Source organism: Methylobacterium mesophilicum (assembly GCF_036441335.1).
GTDB classification, from domain to species: Bacteria; Pseudomonadota; Alphaproteobacteria; order Rhizobiales; family Beijerinckiaceae; genus Methylobacterium; species Methylobacterium mesophilicum_B.
Map to the genome: position 1 here is coordinate 127,154 of NZ_MLBW01000001.1, position 17,651 is coordinate 144,804.

A 17,651-nucleotide genomic window follows, 5' to 3' on the forward strand; every position below is an offset into this window, starting at 1 on the left:
AGAGCGTCCGCATGTCCACGATCCGTCAACGCTCGACCTACGCCGTGCCCGGACCCCAGCCGCGCGCCGAGGAGGGTCTCGGCCTCGCGCAGCTCCCGCGGATCCTGCGGCGCTCGATCGGCTGGATCGTCGGGCCGACCCTGGTGGTCGCCCTCGGTGCGAGCGTCTTCGTCAACGTGGTCAGCCCCCGCTACACCGGCGAGGCCAAGGTCCTCCTGGAGAGCCGCGACCCGGCCTTCGCCCGCACCGCGCAGGAGCGCGGCGATCAGCTCGCGCCGATCGACGAGCAGGCGGTGGCGAGTCAGGTGCAGGTGGTGATGTCCCGCGACCTCGCCCGCGAGGCGATCCGCAGGCTCAAGCTCGTCGGCAACGCCGAGTTCGATCCGGGCGCGGGCAGCATCGGCGCGGTCCAGCGCGTGCTGATGATGCTCGGCATCGGCGCCAATCCCCTGGACCGCCCCGCCGAGGACCGGGTGCTCGACGCGTATTTCGACCACCTGCTGGTCTACCCCGCCGGCAAGTCGCGGATCCTGACGATCGAGTTCCGCGCGAAGGACCCGAAGCTCGCGGCCGAGGCCGCCAACACCATCGCGAAGCTCTACATCGGCTCCCTCGAGGCCGATAAGGTCGACACCGCCCGCTACGCCTCCACCTGGCTCGGCGGCAACATCGACGGGCTGCGCAAGCGCGTCGCCGAGGCCGAGGCCAAGGTCGAGGCGTTCCGCGCCAGGAACGGCCTCGTCGGCAGCACCGGCCTGGCCGGCCGGCCGCTGAACGCGCAGCAGCTCGGCGAATTGTCGAGCCAGCTCTCCGCGGCGCGGAGCCTGAAGGCCGACCTCGACGGCAAGGTGAAGGCCATCAAGGACCTGATCAAGGACGGGCGGGCCTTCGAGATCCCCGACGTCGCCAACAACGAGGTGATCCGCCGGATCGTCGAGAACCGGATCGCGGTGCGCGCGCAGCTCGCCCTCGAGTCGCGGACGCTTCTGCCGGCCCATCCGCGGATCAAGGAGCTGAACGCCCAGCTCGAGGACCTCGACGCGCAGATCAAGGCCTCGGCCGAGCGCGTGGTGCGCACCATGGAGAACGACGCCAAGATCGCCGGGGCCCGGGTCGAGAGCCTGCAGGGCGCCGTGGACGGTCAGCAGGACGTCGTCGTGCGCGGCAACGCCAGCGAGATCCAGCTCCGGGCGCTGGAGCGCGAGGCGAAGGCGCAGCGCGAGCAGCTCGAATCCTATCTCGGCCGCTACCGCGAAGCGGCGGCGCGCGACGGCGAGGCCGCGACGCCCGCCGACGCCCGCATCGTGTCCCGCGCGGTGACGCCCGAGGTTCCGTCCTTCCCGAAGAAGCTGCCGATCGTCGCCTTCGCGACGCTGCTGACTCTGATGCTGGCGGTCGGCGGCGTCATCGCCAGCGCGCTGCTCACCGAATCCGGCCGCGCCGCCGGTGACCGCGATGGCGATCCGGCGGACGATGACCGCCGTCGGGAGCCGGTGCTGGATCGGCCGTCCTTCACCTTCCCCGAGGCGACGCCGGCCGCGCGCTGGTCGGAGCCGTCGGGCGCGGCCGCTGCGGCGACAGCGGCCATCGGGCCGGCGGCGATCCGCACCGCCGACACGTTCGATCTGACGCCGCTCGTCGCCCGCATCGTCGCCGCGCCCCGCGCCCCGGAGGCGCAGACCGGTCGCCGGATCCTGATCGTCGAGACCGAGGCGCGTCGCGGGGTTCCGACGCTGCCCGAGGCCCTGACCCGCGCCCTCGGTGGCGAGGGCAGCCTCGTCTCCGTCGACCTGAACTTGCCGAGCGACGGCACGGCGCGGCTCGGCTTCTCCGACCTCATCGCCGGCGAGGCCGCCTTCCTCGACGTGATCCAAGCCCGCCGGGAGAGCGGCCAGCACCGGATCGAGGCGGGCCTGCAGGATTCCGCCGTCCTGTTCGACGAGCCGGACGCCCTGGCGCTGACCTTCGAGGCCATGGCCGAGGCCTACGACTGGGTGATCTGCCGGCTCCATGCCGCGCCGGGGGCCGTCGACCTGCTCGAACTCGTCGCCGGTTTCATGGACAGCGTCGTCATCGCGTCGAACGCCGATGCCGAGGACCCGGCGCTGGCCGACCTCTACGCCCTCGCGGAGGAGGCCGGCGCCGGCCAGATCCTGGTCGCGCAGGATCGTCCGGCCGCGTCGGAAGTCCAGGACGCCCGGGCGGAACTGCGCCTCAACGCCGCCTGAACCGGGACGGTCACGACCGGCGCCAGGTGCGGAGTCGTTTCAGGACGGCGTAGAGGCGCGGGTCGCGCTTGATCCGCCGCTTGGTGCGGGTCAGGCCGCGGCGGAGGGCGCCGTAGGTCCTGCCCCGGAGGGTGACCGGGATGATCGTCTCCACGAGGCTGATCGTCTCGTCGCAGATGCTGGCCTTGTAGCGGGCCTCGCCGACACCGAGATCGAAGCCCTGCCGGCCGCGGGCGGTCTGGTCGCGCACCAGATGCTGCAGCAGCAGGTCGCCGGGGCTGTACCGGGCGATCTCGGGATCGCCGTCGAACGCCGTCATCATGCCGCTGAAGCGCCGGTCGCTGACCGCGCCGCCGAAGGTCGCGAGGACGCGGCCGCTCTCGGCGAGGCACAGCGCGTACAGCTCCACCGCGGGCTCGGCGCCGGCCGACGCGGCCGTCAGGAAGGCCCGGATCGCGGGATCGGCGTAGGGGTCGGAGACGCCCATGCCGGCGAAGCGGGCGGCCTTCTGGGTGAAGAACGCCGTCAGCAGGCGCGCCGCCTCCTCGGCGGTTTCGGCGCGGCGGTAGGCGATCGCGCCGTGCGCCTCCACGAGGCGCTTCTCCTTGGAGCGCAGCTTCTTGCGGGCATCCGCGCTGAACACCCGGCGCACGGTCGCCTCCGGGTCCGGACCGAGCATCAGGCCGTAGCCGTCGCTGGCCTCCGCCTCGCCGCTCGCGGCGAGCGGGTTCGCCGTCCCGTCCCACATCCGGGGCTGATGCGTCAGCGCGAAGGCGTCGATCCCGTCCGCGCGGCCGGCGCGGATCAGGGCCGCCACGACGCTGCCGGGCGCGATCGCCGCCGCGTCGCGGGTGGCGAAGAGCGGCATGTGGTAGTTGGCGTGGGTGTCGCCGACCGTGCGCGCGAGGCGGAGGCCGCGCTCCCGCTGGATCGTGAACGGGATGAGGATGCGCGGCCGACCGTCCGCGTCCCGCAGCACCGCGACGCGCGCGCGCTCGGCCAGCCCCGTCGCCCGCAGGTAGGCGCTGATCCAGGCGAACCGCTGGTACGGAGTGCCGAGACACGCCGGATCGGCCTCGATGCGGCGCCAGAGCGCCTCGGCCGCGGCCAGATCGGGGATGATCTCCGCGACGAGCCCCCCGGCGATGCGCGAATCGACCATGTCCGTTCCCGCTACCTGGACACCGACCGCCATGACCCGATCTCCCGGGGACCGCTCACGGTCCCGTGCCGCCCGAACCCTGACGGGAGGCGACTGAACAGCCCGTGACTTCAATCGACGATGGTGCGATCCCGGCGCCGGACGGTCTCGCAAAGAACAGTCGTGGCTAACGACTGCTTGCGATCGCCGCCGCGCCGCATGCTTTCGGGTTTATTTACTTCGGCGCGCCAAGGCTGTGCCGAGCTGGGCCGCGGGCCCGAACGGTTCAGGGCCATGCTGTCGTCGCGTGCCAAGCATCGGGTCTTCGCGTCCGGCTTCCGCGCGATCCAGGCGCTCGGGGCGGATCGCTGGCTCAGCCCAGCGGCCCGCGGCCTCGGCGTGATCCTCACCTTCCACCACGTCAGCCCCGACCCGGTACCGGCCTTCGCGCCGAACCGCCTGCTCGGCATCACCCCCGAATTCCTCGACCTGACCCTGCGCGAGCTCGATGCCCGCGGCTTCGAGATTATCGGCCTCAATTCGGTGCCGGAGCGGCTGGCCGAGCCGGATTACGGGCCGCCCTTCGCGGTCCTGACCTTCGATGACGGCTACCGCGACAACGTCGTGCATGCCCGCCCCGTGCTGGCCCGGCACGGCGCGCCGTGGACGCTGTTCGTCACCAGCGGGTTCGCCGACCAGGCCGGGCGGCTCTGGTGGATCGAGCTGGAGCGGGCGATCGCGCGCCTGGACCGGGTGCGCATCGACGTCGGCGCGCGGAGCCTCGACCTTCCGGCGCGCAGCCCGCAGGAGAAGGCGCTGGCCTTCGAGGCCCTGTACCGCGACCTGCGCCGCGGCGACGAGGCGGATCTCCTCGACCGGATCGCCGCCCTCTGCCGTCAGGCCGGCTTCCCGCCGGGGCGCCTCGCCGCCGATCTGTGCCTGTCCTGGGCGGAACTGCGCGATCTCGCCGCCGACCCGGCCGTCACCGTCGGCGCGCACACGGTGAGCCATCCGATGCTGGCCAAGCACGCCAATGGGTTCGCCGCGCGCGAGATCGCCGAGGGGCGCGCGCGGATCGAGGCTGAACTCGGGCAACCGGTGCGGCACCTCTCGTACCCGGTCGGGGATCCGACCTCCGCCGGCCCGCGTGAATTCGCCCTGGCGCGGGAGATGGGCTTCGCGACGGCGGTGACCACGCGGCCCGGCCACCTCTTCGCCGAGCACGCCGCGCACCTCCAGGCCCTGCCCCGGGTGTCGGTGAACGGCTGCCACCAGACGCGCGCGGCCCTCGCCGGACTGCTCTCCGGCGTCCCGTTCCTGGCCTGGAATCGTGGGCGACGCCTCAACGTCGCCTGACGCCACGGCGTGCCCGCGAGCGGCCTCAGCGGAACAGCGCGTCGAACAGGTTCTGCGGCTGCTGCTGCGGCGGCGGAGCCGGCGCCGGCCCCTCGTTCGACGGGAAGAACTTCCGCGAGGGCTTCTGGCGAGGCTGCACCGGCACGCCGCGCGGCGCCTCCACGTCCACCTGACCGTTGGCGTTGAGCTGCTGGGCGGTCTTGGTCGCGTCCTTGCCGGGGCGCTTCGCCTTCTCGGGCTTGGCCGCCACGGCCGGGACGTCCTCCTGCTCCTTGGCCTCGGCGATCACGTCGCTGCCGCCCTTACAGTCGACCAGCCAGACGTCGTAGATCGGGTGCTCGATCGCGTGCAGGCCGGGGCTCGACGCGAACATCCAGCCGGTGAATATCCGGCGGTACTTGTTGTCGAGGGTGACCTCGTCGACCTCGAGGAACGCCGTGGTCTTGGCGCTCTCGGTCGGCGGGCGCGTGTAGCAGACCCGCGGGGTGAGCTGCAGGGCGCCGAACTGCACGGTCTCGTCGACCGCCACCTCGAAATTGACGATCCGGCCGGTGATCTTGTCGAGGCCGGAGAACACCGCGGTCGGGTTCTTGATCTTGTCGGCGGCGGCCGGGCCGGCGCAGACGAGGAGCGCGAGGCTCGGGGCGAGCGCGCGGCGTGCGAAGGCGGTGATGCGGCTCAAGGCTCGGACCCCTAGACGAGGGTGGCCGGCCGCGCCGAGGGCTGCGCGGCGGACGATCGGGATTGGCCCGTCATGAACACCGGAACGGTGGCGGCAAAAGGGCGCCCGGTCCGCGGCGGAGCGCGGCTCTACTCGCCCGGCGTCCAGGACACGTAGTCGCCGGTCGCGGCCGGTCGCTGGCCCCAGGACAGCTGCGAGCCCGCCGGCCGGTACGCGTTCGCGGTGCCGGTCTGGTTATCGATATGCGGCTTCTGCCACGCCTTCGGCTGGTAGTTCTCCTCGCTCGGCGCGACGTCGACGTTGTGGCAGAGCCAGCCGCGCCAGCCGGGCGGAACCTTCGAGGCGTCGGCGTAGCCGTTATAGACGACCCAGCGCCGCTCGGAGCCCACCGAGCGGTCGATCAGCGCGCCCTCCGCCTTGTAGTATTTGTTCCCGAAATCGTCCTCGCCGACGAAGATGCCGGTGCGCGCGGTCTGGAGCGCGAGGGAGACGGTTTGACCGTTCCACCACGTGAAGATGCGCAGCAAAGTGTCCTTCAGCGCCATCGCCGGTCCCGGAAATCGTGCCGCGCCGCGAGGGCGCCCGTCGGCGCCGTTATGGTGACCGCGCGCGTGCGAGTCCAGCGGCATGACCGAAGTGTCGCCCCGGGGCAACGCTCGGCCCGACGTTTCGGGCCCCGGTTCCGGGCTTGCGCGGGTTCCGCTCCTTACGGTTGTGAATCTAAAATTTTCCCGATCCGATTCCCGAAAGCCGGAAGGACACTTATCCCGGCCCGGGACGATATCCACAGGCTTTTGCGAGCCGGCACAACATCTAGCGGGGAACAAGGCCGGCGAACACCACTTGTTGACGTGAGAGTGAAGGCGGCGGTAATCTCCCTGCATCGGTCGCGCCCCGCGGAAGTGGTGCGTTGGGCAGGGGCGACCGTTCCTAATTTTCGTTCGCGGGACCGAGGCACGTCTCTCAGCCGGGCGTGGTCGGCCGCGAATCCCACTATCGGGCTAGACCCCGCGTCGCGCGGGGCCGGGACCCTTGTGTCCCGTCGGGAGAGGTGTGTTTCATGCGGTTCGAGCGTCGCTACACCACGGCCGGACAATCGCCCTACAGTGGGATCCCCTTCCGCAAGGCCCTGAGCGAGATCCGCAACCCGGACGGCTCGGTCGTGTTCCGCCTCGACGGCATCGACGTGCCGGAGAGCTGGAGCCAGGTCGCGAGCGACGTGCTCGCGCAGAAGTACTTCCGCAAGGCCGGTGTCCCGGCCCGCCTGCGCAGGATCGAGGAGAACGCGGTCCCCTCCTTCCTCTGGCGGTCGGTGCCGGACGAGGCCGCGCTCGCCGCGCTCCCCGAGGACGAGCGCTTCGTCTCCGAATCCTCGGCCACACAGGTCTTCGACCGGCTCGCGGGCTGCTGGACCTACTGGGGCTGGAAGGGCGGCTATTTCTCGTCGGAAGAGGACGCCTCGGCCTTCATGGACGAGCTGCGCTTCATGCTGGCCCGCCAGATGGTGGCGCCGAACTCGCCGCAATGGTTCAACACCGGCCTGCACTGGGCCTACGGCATCGATGGCCCGAGCCAGGGCCACTATTACTGCGACCCGCAGACCGGCGCGCTGACGAAGTCGGCCTCGGCCTACGAGCACCCGCAGCCGCACGCCTGCTTCATCCAGTCGGTCCAGGACGACCTCGTCAACGACGGCGGCATCATGGACCTGTGGGTCCGCGAGGCGCGCCTGTTCAAGTACGGCTCGGGCACCGGCTCGAACTTCTCGATGCTGCGCTCGGAGAACGAGAAGCTCGGCGGCGGCGGCAAGTCGTCCGGCCTGATGAGCTTCCTGAAGATCGGCGACCGGGCGGCCGGCGCGATCAAGTCGGGCGGCACCACGCGGCGCGCCGCCAAGATGGTGATCGTCGACATCGATCACCCGGATATCGAGGCCTTCATCGACTGGAAGGTGAAGGAGGAGCAGAAGGTCGCCGCCCTCGTGACCGGCTCGAAGGTCGTCTCCAAGCACCTGACCCTGGTGATGAAGGCCTGCACGCAGTGCGAGGCGGAAGGGGATGCCTGCTTCGATCCGGAGCGCAACCCGGCGCTCAAGCGCGAGATCAAGGCCGCCCGCCGCGCCTCCGTGCCGGACTCCTACATCAAGCGCGTCGTGCAGTTCGCCCGCCAGGGCTTCACCAAGATCGAGTTCCCCGTCTACGACACCGACTGGGATTCGGAGGCCTACCTCACGGTCGCCGGCCAGAACTCCAACAACTCGGTCTCGCTGACCGACGACTTCCTCCGCGCCGTCGAGGCGGATGCCGACTGGCAGCTCACCGCCCGCACCACCGGCAAGGTGACCAAGACCCTCAAGGCCCGCGACCTGTGGGAGCGGATCGGCGAGGCCGCCTGGGCGTCGGCGGATCCGGGCCTGCACTTCAACACCACGATGAACGACTGGCACACCTGCCCGGCGGGCGGGCGGATCCGGGCCTCGAACCCGTGCTCCGAGTACATGTTCCTCGACGACACCGCCTGCAACCTCGCCTCGGCGAACCTGCTGACGATGTATGACCGGGGCACCAAGCGCTTCGACGTGGAGGCGTTCGAACACCTCAACCGCCTCTGGACGGTCGTGCTCGAGATCTCCGTGATGATGGCGCAGTTCCCGTCCAAGGAGATCGCGGAACTCTCCTACCGCTACCGGACGCTCGGCCTCGGCTACGCCAATATCGGCGGCCTGCTGATGACGATGGGCCTTCCTTACGATTCCCACGCGGGCCGGGCCCTCGCCGGTGCGCTCACCGCGATCATGACCGGCGTCGCCTACGCGACCTCGGCCGAGATGGCGGCCGAGCTCGGCACCTTCCCGGCCTACGACGAGAACGCCGACGCGATGCTGCGGGTCATCCGCAACCACCGCCGGGCCGCCCACGGTGAGGCCGAGGGCTACGAATTCCTGAACGTCGCGCCGGTCGCCCTCGACCACGCCAACATCCCGCAGGCGGATCTGGGCGATCACGCCCGCGCCGCCTGGGACCGGGCCCTGAAGCTCGGCGAGGAGCACGGCTACCGCAACGCCCAGGCCACCGTGATCGCGCCGACCGGCACGATCGGACTCGTGATGGATTGCGATACGACCGGCATCGAGCCCGACTTCGCCCTGGTGAAGTTCAAGAAGCTCGCCGGCGGCGGCTACTTCAAGATCATCAACCAGGCCGCCCCGGACGCCCTGCGGGCGCTCGGCTACCGCGAATCCGAGATCGCCGAGATCGAGGCCTACGCGGTGGGCCACGGCTCCATGGGCCAGGCGCCGGGCATCAACCCGACGACGCTCCGCGCCAAGGGCTTCACGGACGAGAAGATCGCCGCGGTGGAGAAGGGCCTGAAGTCGGCCTTCGACATCAAGTTCGTGTTCAACCGCTGGACGCTCGGCGACGACTTCCTGACCCAGACCCTGAAGGTCCCCGCGGAAAAGCTGTCGGACCCGACCTTCGAGCTGCTGCCGTTCCTCGGCTTCACCAAGAAGGAGATCGAGGCCGCCAACACCCATATCTGCGGGGCGATGACGCTGGAGGGCGCACCGGGCCTGAAGCTCGAGCACTACCCGGTCTTCGACTGCGCCAACCCGTGCGGCCGGATCGGCAAGCGCTACCTATCTGTGGACAGCCACATCCGCATGATGGCGGCGGCCCAGCCCTTCATCTCGGGGGCAATCTCCAAGACCATCAACATGCCGAACGACGCGACGGTGGAGGATTGCAAAGCGGCCTACCTGCTGTCCTGGCGCCTCGCCCTGAAGGCGAACGCCCTCTACCGCGACGGCTCGAAGCTGTCGCAGCCGCTCAACGCCGCCCTCATCTCGGACGAGGACGACGAGGCGGATGAGGGGATCGAGGCTCTGATCCAGGCGCCGGCCGCCGCCAAGGCCGCCGCGGCCGCGGAGAAGATCGTCGAGCGCGTGATCGAGCGCGTCGAGCGGATCCGCTCCCGGGAGAAGCTGCCGGCCCGCCGCAAGGGCTACACCCAGAAGGCGGTCGTGGGCGGCCACAAGGTCTACCTGCGCACCGGTGAGTACGACGACGGCCGCCTCGGCGAGATCTTCATCGACATGCACAAGGAGGGCGCGACCTTCCGGAGCCTGATGAACAACTTCGCCATCGCGATCTCGCTCGGCCTCCAGTACGGCGTGCCGCTGGAGGAGTACGTGGAGGCCTTCACCTTCACGCGGTTCGAGCCGGCCGGCTTCGTGCAGGGCAACGACGCGATCAAGAACGCGACCTCGCTCCTCGACTACGTGTTCCGTGAGCTGGCGGTCTCGTATCTCGGCCGTGCCGACCTCGCCCATGTCAGCCCCGCCGAGATCGGCGGCACGGTGATCGGCGGCGGCGAGAGCGGCGACACGACGCGCGAGGGTCCGAAGCCGGCACCGGCCTCGTCGGTCGTCTCCCGCGGACTGCTCCGCGGTTCGGCCGACCGGCTGACGCTGATCCAGGGCGGTCCGGCCGGTGCCAGCCTCGGGGTCGGCGCGGCGAGCGCCGGGCAGTCGACCCCGGCCGGCGGCACGGTCCACGCGATCCGCGGCAGCACGGCGCTGAAGGCGGAGCCCGTGGCGGCCGGTCAGGCCGAGACGATCGCCGACACCCTCCCCTTTGCCAAGGCGGAGCGGAGCGTCGCCGACCGGCGGGCCGAGGCGAAGATGAAGGGCTACGTCGGCGAGGCCTGCCCGGAATGCGCGAACTTCACCCTGGTCCGCAACGGCACCTGCCTGAAGTGCGACACCTGCGGCTCCACGACGGGGTGCTCCTGAGCCCCGACCGTCCCGGCCTGAGGTGATCGGGCGAGCCATCGGGTGCGATGGCTCGCCCGACCCGTGTCCGCGATCTTGAAACCGTGATTCTCCGGCGGCGGCGGAAGGTCGTTCTCCGGCGCCGAGATGTCCGATCGACCATAGGGGCGACGACGCGGCCGGCCGCTCGGACAGGTCGGAGGCCCATCGCGTGGCCGACGCGCGATCAGTCCGCGTCGTCCGCGACGTAGGACGCGAGGCCGGCGCCGAAGGACCAGTCGTCGCGCCCGTTCGGCGACAGCACGATCAGCACATCCTCTGGACGAAGGCCGGGATCGGCGACGAGGTTGTCGGTGATCGCCCTGTAGAGCGCCTTCTTCCGCGCCGTGTCCCGCCAGTTCCCCGCGATGATGTTGATGATCACCACGTCGTCGGTCCGATGCAGGCCGAGATAGTCGGAATCGTAGATCAACTCGCCGGGCGCGTGCTGGTGGATGAGCTGGAAGCGGTCGTCGGCCGGGACGCCGAAGGCGTCGCGCAGACCGCTATGGACGCCGTCGGCGATGGCGCGGATATGAGCCGAGGATTTGCCCTTGAGGAGCGAGATTCGAACGAGGGGCATGGCTGGTGATCTCCCGCGGAGGCGAGCCGCGCGACCCGGCTCGCTTGACGGCCCCTCCGTACGCGCCCAGGATCGTCCGGAAAATTTGAAACTCCCGAACAGATCCTTCTGCAAAATCGAACGATGGCGGTGCGCACCAACCTCGACATGGACGTGCTCCGGACCTTCGTGACCGGGTTCGAGCTCGGCAGCTTCGCGCGCGCGGCCGACTGGCTGGGCCGTTCGCAGTCCGCCCTCAGCACGCAGCTCCGGAAGCTGGAGGAGCAGGTGGGCCAGCCACTCGTGCAGAAGGCCGGGCGCGGTCTTGCCCTCACCCCTGCCGGCGAGAGCATGCTCGGCTACGCGAAGCGTCTCCTCGAGCTCAACGACGAGGCCGTCGACCGACTTCGCGGCACGGAGCTCGAAGGCTGGGCGCGCCTCGGGCTCGCGCAGGATTTCGCCGAGAGCTGGCTTCCGGCGGTGCTCAAGCGGTTCTCGAGGGCCTACCCGCGGGTGCGGGTCGAGGTTCAGGTCGGGCTCGGCGCGCAGCTCGTCGAGAAGGCCGTGAAGGGCGATCTCGACGTGGCGCTGGTCTGGGGCGATGTCGGCGATGCGCCGCACGCGCGGCGCGTCACCGAGGTGCCGATCCACTGGATCGGGCGGCCGGACTGGCCGGGCCTCGCGAGCCTGGGGCGGGAGCCGCTGCCGTTCGCGGCCTTCGCCCCGCCCTGCACGTTCCGGTCCGCGGCCGTGTCCGCCCTGGACGGGAAAGGCCTGCCCTGGCGGCTGGTCTTCACGAGCCCCAGCCTCTCGGGCCTCTGGGCCGCGGCCGAAGGTGGCCTCGGCATCACCGCGCGGACCGCGATCGGCCTGCCGAAGTCGCTCGGCGTCCTCGATCCGGACGCGACAGGCCTGCCGCCACTCCCGAACGCGCAGCTGGCGCTTCATCAGGCGGAGGCCGAGCTGTCGCCGGCCGTCGCGCGGCTCACCGACATCCTTCTCGAAACGATCCGGGACCACGTCGCGTGAAGCTTGGCCGGTCCCTACCGGCACGCCGGGTGAGAGAGCCAACGTCATCGCCGCGGCGAGCACGCTGCGGACGTCTGTGCTCGGGACCGATCTCGCCGCGCTGTCCTAGATCGTCGTCCACGCGGTGCCGACGGACAGCCGGGGGGTACGGTGGTCTGACCCAGGCCGAGCGTGGGCGGCGTCGCCGAGCGCGGGCCCGAAGCCGAGGGCCGGCCCTGCTGTGACCGCCCCACCCTGCTGCCCCGGGGCGCCGGATCATCAATACCCCGTGCGGCGGCGTCCCCCGCACCACGAACCCGCGCGACGCTTAATCCGATTCCGGCACGGCCTGCCTTAAATTTCCTCACCTGTAGCTTTTGCGGCAATCCGAGCCGACATTCTGTATTAATCGTCTGGGATCCAGCAAAATCGCAGCTTGACGGCCCGACCTGAGTCGGGAGATCTGCCTCCCAGAGTGCCACGTCGAAGGGCACACCGCGCGAGCGGAATCTTGGAGAGGAAACGATGGTCTTCGCAGGTCGCGCTGCAGCCGCGGTGCTTTTATTGACGATGGTGTCGGCCCCGGCGCTGGCCGCGGACCCGATCAAGATCGGGCTGAGCGGCCCCTACACCGGGGGCTCGTCTTCGATGGGCGTCTCGATGCGGGACGGCGCCAAGCTCGCCGCCGCCGAGATCAACAAGGCCGGCGGCGTCCTCGGCCGGCCGATCCAGCTGATCGAGCGCGACGACGAGGCCAAGAACGAGGTCGGTGCGCAGGTCGCGCAGGAACTCATCAACAAGGAGAAGGTCGTCGCCACCGTCGGGTTCATCAATACCGGCGTCGCGCTCGCGGCCCAGCGCTTCTATCAGGAAGCCGAGATTCCGGTGTTCAACAACGTCGCCACCGGGACGATCATCACCAACCAGTTCAAGGAGCCGGATTACGACGCGAACTACGTCTTCCGGAACTCCGCCTACGACGTCCTGCAGGCCGGCCTGATGGTCGACGAGGCCCTCGCGCAGGGTCACAAGAAGATCGCGATCCTCGCTGACTCGACCAATTACGGCCAGCTCGGCCGCGAGGACATCGAGAAGTACCTCGCGACGAAGAACGTGAAGCCGGTCGCGGTCGAGAAGTTCAACATCAAGGACGTCGACATGACGGCCCAGCTGCTGAAGGCGCAGCAGGCCGGCGCCGAGGTGATCCTGGCCTACGGCATCGGGCCGGAGCTGGCGCAGATCGCCAACGGCATGTCGAAGCTCGGCTGGAAGGTCCCCATGATCACCAGCTGGCCGTCCTCGATGCAGAGCTTCATCGACATTGCCGGCCCGAACGGCAACGGCGTGATCATGCCGCAGACCTTCATCGAGGATCAGACCCTGCCGAAGCGCAAGGCGTTCCTGGAGAATTACTACAAGACCTACGGCGTGACGAAGATCCCGACCCCCGTGGCCGGCGCCCAGGCCTACGACTCGATCTATCTCCTCGCCGCGGCGATCAAGCAGGCCGGCAGCACCGACGGCCCGAAGATCCGCGCCGCGCTGGAGAACCTGAACGAGAAGGTCGAGGGCGTGGTCACCACCTACGACAAGCCCTTCACCGCCAAGGACCACAACGCGATCTCGCGCAACATGGTCGTGTTCGGGAAGGTGCAGGACGGCAAGATCGTCTACGACAAGGCCGAGGACGCCAAGAACGCCGGCGTCGTCCGGCTGAAGGAAAAGTCCTCGAACTGAGGTTTTGGACGCCGCGCCCGCGGGCGGTGCGGCGTCTCTTCCCGGCCCGGCGGCCCCTCGACCGGCCGGCCCAGCGCAGAGCGGTCCCGCGGCGCCCGCCGTGCGACCGGACGTCCCTCCGGCGACAGCGATCCCATGGAAATCCTGCTCCAGCTCATCGCCTCCGGCGTCGCGGTCGGCATGATCTACGCCGCCATCGCGTTCGGCTATCAGCTCACCTTCGCGACCTCGAAGACGCTCAACTTCGGCCAGGGCGAGGCGCTGGCGCTGGGCGCCCTGTTCGGGCTGACCCTGATGCCGTTCGTCGGCTACTGGCTGATGATCCCGCTGGTCCTGGTCTTCGGCTTCGCCCTCGGGGCGGTGGTGGAGCGCCTCGGCGTGCGCCCGGCCGTGAAGATCAAGTCCGAGTACGGGTGGATCATGGCGACCATCGCCCTCGGCATCATCTTCAAGAACGTCGCCGAGAACGTCTGGGGCCGGGACGACCTGAAATTCCCCTCCCCGCTCCCCGAGACGGCGCTGCAGATCGGCGGCGTGCGCGTCCTGCCGATGGAGCTGCTGATCGTCGCGGGTGCGCTGCTCATGATGCTCGCCGTCGAGATCTTCAATCGCAAGTCGATCTGGGGGAAGGCGGTCGTCGCCACCTCCAACGATATCGACGCCGCCGGGCTGATGGGCATCAACACCCAGAAGGTGATCACCCTCTCCTACTCGATCAGCGCCATGACGGCGGCCTTCGCGGGCGTGCTGGTGGCGCCCGTGACCCTGACCGGCGCCACGATGGGCTCGGTGCTGGCCCTGAAGGCCTTCGCGGTGGCGATCATCGGCGGCCTCGAGTCCGGCCTCGGCGTCATCGTCGGCGGCCTGATCCTCGGCGTCGCGGAGACGCTGACCGGCTTCTACATCTCGACCGGCTACAAGGACGTGCCGGGCCTGATCCTGCTCCTCGTCGTCCTCTCCATCCGCCCGGTCGGCCTGTTCGGCAAGGCCGTCATCAAGAAGGTCTGACCGTGACCGCCCGCGCAACCTTCACGGCAGCCTGAGCCATGGCGCAGACCCTCGCCCCCGCCGACGCGCCCGTCCCGGCCGCCGCCACGAGCCTGTCGCGCCACATCGGCGTCCTCGGCGCCGTGCTGCTGGTCGTCGGCCTCGCCGTGTTCCCGCACGTGGTCACGAGCTCGTACTACATCCACCTGATGGTGGTGATCGCCATCTACGCGATCCTGATCCTCGGGCTCGACATCGTCGTCGGCTATACCGGTCAGGTGAGCCTCGGCCATGCCGGCCTGTTCGGCATCGGCGCCTACGCGGCGGCGGTGCTATTCCTCCACTTCAAGCTCGGGATCTGGTGGGGGATCCTGGCCGGGATCGGCGTGACCTCGGCCTTCGGCGTGCTCCTGGCGGTGCCGGCCCTGCGGGTGACCGGCCCCTACCTCGCCATGGTGACGCTGGCCTTCGGCACGATCATCCAGATCTTCATCAACGAGCTCACGCCGCTGACCAACGGCCCGTTGGGCATCACCCTGCCGCCGGCCCGGGTCCTCGATTTCTCGCTCCTCGGCCTCCAGGCGCCCTGGGGCGCGGCCGGCCGCAAGCTCGAGTTCTACTACCTCGTCTGCCTCGCGCTGCTGGCCACGATCCTGGTGGTCAACCGGGTGGTGCGCTCGCCCTACGGCCGCGCCTTCGAGGCGCTGCGCGACTCGCCGATCGCCTGCGACTGCATGGGCGTCAGCGTCTACCGCTACAAGGTCTACGCCTTCGTGATCTCGGCGGCGCTGGCCGGCCTCGCCGGCGCGCTGTTCGCGTGGTCGGAGCGCTACGTGGCGCCGAACTCCTACGGGTTCGAGCTCACCGTGCTGTTCCTGCTCGCCGTCACGATGGGCGGCCGCAAGTCGCGGGCGGGGCCGATCATCGGCTCGGCGATCATCGTGATGATGCCGAACGTCCTCGCCGATATCGGTCTGGTGCGGATCATGGCGGGCATCATCGCCGCCGCGGCCCTGGTGGTGGGCGTGCTCGCCTTCCTGCGCCGCCGGGAGGACCGGTTCGCCCTGCTGGTGCCGGTCGGGCTCTGCCTCGCCTTCTTCCCGGCGACCCTGGCGCTCGAATCCGTCACCGACTTCCGGCTGACCGTGTTCGGCCTGATGATCCTGTTCGTCGTGTACTACCTGCCGGACGGGATCGTGGGCTTCCTGCGCGAGACGATCCCCGCCCTGCGCCCGGCCCACACCGCCGCGGGCAAGAGCCTCCACGCCGAGGGCGCGGCGCTGAGCGTGCAGAGCGGCGACCGTGGCGCCGACCCGCTCCTCTCCGTCGAGCAGGCCCTAATGCAGTTCGGCGGGCTCAAGGCGCTGGCCGGCGTCGACCTCACGGTGCGGCCGGGCACGATTCACGGGCTGATCGGGCCGAACGGCTCCGGCAAGAGCACGATGATGAACGTGCTCACCGGCATCTACCGGCCGACGGGCGGCAGCGTGACCCTGGCGCGCGGCCAGGGCACGAAGCGCCTCGACGGGCGCACCCCGTCGGAGATCGCGGCCGCCGGCGTCGCCCGCACCTTCCAGAACGTGCAGCTCTTCCGCGAGATGACGGCGCTGGAGAACGTGCTGGTCGGCCTCCACCACAGCTTCCGCGGCACCCTCTTCGACGCGATCCTCGGCACGCCACGTCGGCGCCGGGAGGAGCGCGAGCAGCGCGCCCGCGCCATGGCGATCCTCGACTTCGTGGGCCTCGGTTCCCTGGCGCAGATCGAGGCGCGCAACCTGCCCTACGGCAAGCAGCGCCTTCTCGAGATCGGCCGGGCGCTCGCCCTCGACCCGGTCCTGCTCCTCCTCGACGAGCCCGCCGCTGGCCTGACCGCCCCCGACATCGCCGAGCTGACCGCGATCATCCGCAAGATCCGCGACGCCGGGATCACGGTCATCCTGATCGAGCACCACATGGATGTCGTCATGGGCCTGTGCGACCGCGTCAGCGTCCTCGATTTCGGCCACAAGATCGCCGAGGGCAGCGCCCGCGAGGTGCAGGCCGACCCGAAGGTGGTGGAGGCCTATCTCGGCAGTCCCGTCGCCGACGAGGAGACAACCCATGCTTGAGGTCACGGGTCTGTCGGCCGGCTACGGTCAGGTCGAGGTCCTGCACGGCCTCGACTTCCAGGTCCCGAAGGGTCAGGTCGTCGCGCTGATCGGCTCCAACGGGGCCGGCAAGACCACCACGATGCGCGCCCTGTCAGGCATGATCCGCCCGCGGGCCGGCTCGATCCGCCTGAACGGGCGCGAGATCGGCGGCCTCGACAGCCACGACGTCGCCCGGTTCGGCCTCGCGCACTCGCCGGAGGGCCGGCGCGTGTTTCCGACGCTCTCGGTCGAGGACAACCTGACGCTCGGCGCCTTCCCGCGGCTGACCGGCTCGCGGCCGAAGGGCGACGTCGCGGCCGACCGCGAGCGGGCCTTCGAGATGTTCCCGCGACTCAAGGAGCGGCGCGCGCAGCTCGCCGGCACGCTCTCGGGCGGCGAGCAGCAGATGCTCGCCATGGGCCGGGCCCTGATGCTGCGGCCCGAGATCCTCCTGCTGGACGAGCCCTCCATGGGGCTCGCCCCGAAGCTGGTGGAGGAGGTCTTCCGGATCATCCGCCTGCTCAAGGCCGAGCAGGTGACGATGCTGCTCGTCGAGCAGTTCGCCATGGCGGCGCTCGGCGTCGCCGACCACGCCTACGTGCTGGAGAACGGCCGGATCCGCTTCCAGGGCCCGGCCCAGCAGATGCGCAACGATCCGGCCGTGCGCGCGGCGTATCTCGGCGGCAGCCACTGACGCCTGCGCGCCGATCCGTGCCGCCGCGCGCGCGCTCGGTCACGCGGATGCCCGGCGCACCGGCCCTCGCGCGGATCGGATCGGCCCCGCGGTCGACGAGGTCGCCTGCGGCCGCGCAGGTCCGCCCGCGCTCGAACGAGATCGAGGGATCGGCCGGGAGCCCGGGCACCCGCTGCATCAGGCGCGAGCCGGAGGCTCACCTTGCGGACCGGTCGAGCCCGGAAGCCCGTAGGCCGCGCCGCCGCTCTCCTGTAGACACCGACGGGACGCGGGCGGCGCGCGGGCCACACGGGAGGTTTCGATTTTGGACGACGGTT

12 protein-coding genes are annotated in these 17,651 nt (G+C 70.2%); 8 read left to right on the forward strand and 4 right to left on the reverse strand.

Annotated elements, in window-relative coordinates:
- Nucleotides 1-11 precede the first annotated feature (11 nt).
- Nucleotides 12-2,228, forward strand: a complete 2,217-nt coding sequence (locus tag MMR14E_RS00645) for an exopolysaccharide transport family protein (protein WP_331312341.1) — start codon at nucleotides 12-14, stop codon at nucleotides 2,226-2,228.
- A gap of 10 nt (nucleotides 2,229-2,238) precedes the next feature.
- On the opposite strand, the gene MMR14E_RS00650 is transcribed toward MMR14E_RS00645, so the two are convergent.
- Complete coding sequence (locus tag MMR14E_RS00650; protein ID WP_331312342.1) at nucleotides 2,239-3,423, reverse strand: GNAT family N-acetyltransferase; 1,185 nt, start codon at nucleotides 3,421-3,423, stop codon at nucleotides 2,239-2,241.
- Nucleotides 3,424-3,663: 240 nt separating this feature from the next.
- Between MMR14E_RS00650 and MMR14E_RS00655 the strand changes: the two genes are divergently transcribed.
- The gene (locus tag MMR14E_RS00655; RefSeq protein WP_331312343.1) at nucleotides 3,664-4,725 is read left to right on the forward strand and encodes a polysaccharide deacetylase family protein; all 1,062 of its coding nucleotides are present in this window, start codon (nucleotides 3,664-3,666) and stop codon (nucleotides 4,723-4,725) included.
- A 25-nt stretch (nucleotides 4,726-4,750) separates the two neighbouring features.
- On the opposite strand, the gene MMR14E_RS00660 is transcribed toward MMR14E_RS00655, so the two are convergent.
- Nucleotides 4,751-5,407 (reverse strand): DUF2155 domain-containing protein, encoded by a 657-nt coding sequence (locus MMR14E_RS00660; protein WP_331312344.1) that lies wholly within the window; start codon nucleotides 5,405-5,407, stop codon nucleotides 4,751-4,753.
- 128 nt (nucleotides 5,408-5,535) lie between these two features.
- Nucleotides 5,536-5,952, reverse strand: a complete 417-nt coding sequence (locus MMR14E_RS00665; RefSeq protein WP_331312345.1) for an NADH:ubiquinone oxidoreductase subunit NDUFA12 — start codon at nucleotides 5,950-5,952, stop codon at nucleotides 5,536-5,538.
- Between the two features lie 515 nt (nucleotides 5,953-6,467).
- On the opposite strand from MMR14E_RS00665, the gene MMR14E_RS00670 reads away from it, so the two are divergent.
- Complete coding sequence (locus MMR14E_RS00670; RefSeq protein WP_331312346.1) at nucleotides 6,468-10,199, forward strand: vitamin B12-dependent ribonucleotide reductase; 3,732 nt, start codon at nucleotides 6,468-6,470, stop codon at nucleotides 10,197-10,199.
- A 205-nt stretch (nucleotides 10,200-10,404) separates the two neighbouring features.
- Here MMR14E_RS00670 and MMR14E_RS00675 read toward each other — a convergent pair whose 3' ends face one another.
- The gene (locus tag MMR14E_RS00675) at nucleotides 10,405-10,800 is read right to left on the reverse strand and encodes a tautomerase family protein (protein ID WP_331312347.1); all 396 of its coding nucleotides are present in this window, start codon (nucleotides 10,798-10,800) and stop codon (nucleotides 10,405-10,407) included.
- Between the two features lie 123 nt (nucleotides 10,801-10,923).
- Between MMR14E_RS00675 and MMR14E_RS00680 the strand changes: the two genes are divergently transcribed.
- The 5 genes from MMR14E_RS00680 to MMR14E_RS00700 all read left to right on the forward strand — a co-directional run bounded on the left by MMR14E_RS00680 (nucleotide 10,924) and on the right by MMR14E_RS00700 (nucleotide 17,334).
- Nucleotides 10,924-11,808 (forward strand): LysR substrate-binding domain-containing protein, encoded by an 885-nt coding sequence (locus MMR14E_RS00680; protein ID WP_331312348.1) that lies wholly within the window; start codon nucleotides 10,924-10,926, stop codon nucleotides 11,806-11,808.
- Between the two features lie 504 nt (nucleotides 11,809-12,312).
- A complete protein-coding gene (locus MMR14E_RS00685; protein ID WP_331312349.1) occupies nucleotides 12,313-13,524 on the forward strand; it encodes an ABC transporter substrate-binding protein in 1,212 nt (403 codons plus the stop codon).
- Between the two features lie 135 nt (nucleotides 13,525-13,659).
- The gene (locus MMR14E_RS00690) at nucleotides 13,660-14,532 is read left to right on the forward strand and encodes a branched-chain amino acid ABC transporter permease (protein ID WP_331312350.1); all 873 of its coding nucleotides are present in this window, start codon (nucleotides 13,660-13,662) and stop codon (nucleotides 14,530-14,532) included.
- Nucleotides 14,533-14,570: 38 nt separating this feature from the next.
- The gene (locus MMR14E_RS00695; protein ID WP_331312351.1) at nucleotides 14,571-16,619 is read left to right on the forward strand and encodes a branched-chain amino acid ABC transporter ATP-binding protein/permease; all 2,049 of its coding nucleotides are present in this window, start codon (nucleotides 14,571-14,573) and stop codon (nucleotides 16,617-16,619) included.
- Nucleotides 16,612-17,334 carry an ABC transporter ATP-binding protein gene (locus MMR14E_RS00700; protein ID WP_238199672.1) on the forward strand — a complete coding sequence of 241 codons (723 nt, stop codon included), beginning with the start codon at nucleotides 16,612-16,614 and terminating at the stop codon, nucleotides 17,332-17,334. The genes MMR14E_RS00695 and MMR14E_RS00700 overlap by 8 nt, the downstream gene beginning before the upstream one ends.
- Nucleotides 17,335-17,651 lie beyond the last annotated feature (317 nt).

Bases quoted from the DNA above. Each gene is read 5' to 3' on its own strand.
- MMR14E_RS00675 (WP_331312347.1), bottom strand. From the start codon at position 10,800: ATGCCCCTCGTTCGAATCTCGCTCCTCAAGGGCAAATCCTCGGCTCAT.
- MMR14E_RS00665 (WP_331312345.1), bottom strand. From the start codon at position 5,952: ATGGCGCTGAAGGACACTTTGCTGCGCATCTTCACGTGGTGGAACGGT.
- MMR14E_RS00685 (WP_331312349.1), top strand. From the start codon at position 12,313: ATGGTCTTCGCAGGTCGCGCTGCAGCCGCGGTGCTTTTATTGACGATG.
- MMR14E_RS00670 (WP_331312346.1), top strand. From the start codon at position 6,468: ATGCGGTTCGAGCGTCGCTACACCACGGCCGGACAATCGCCCTACAGT.
- MMR14E_RS00650 (WP_331312342.1), bottom strand. From the start codon at position 3,423: ATGGCGGTCGGTGTCCAGGTAGCGGGAACGGACATGGTCGATTCGCGC.
- MMR14E_RS00690 (WP_331312350.1), top strand. From the start codon at position 13,660: ATGGAAATCCTGCTCCAGCTCATCGCCTCCGGCGTCGCGGTCGGCATG.
- MMR14E_RS00655 (WP_331312343.1), top strand. From the start codon at position 3,664: ATGCTGTCGTCGCGTGCCAAGCATCGGGTCTTCGCGTCCGGCTTCCGC.
- MMR14E_RS00680 (WP_331312348.1), top strand. From the start codon at position 10,924: ATGGCGGTGCGCACCAACCTCGACATGGACGTGCTCCGGACCTTCGTG.
- MMR14E_RS00695 (WP_331312351.1), top strand. From the start codon at position 14,571: ATGGCGCAGACCCTCGCCCCCGCCGACGCGCCCGTCCCGGCCGCCGCC.
- MMR14E_RS00645 (WP_331312341.1), top strand. From the start codon at position 12: ATGTCCACGATCCGTCAACGCTCGACCTACGCCGTGCCCGGACCCCAG.
- MMR14E_RS00700 (WP_238199672.1), top strand. From the start codon at position 16,612: ATGCTTGAGGTCACGGGTCTGTCGGCCGGCTACGGTCAGGTCGAGGTC.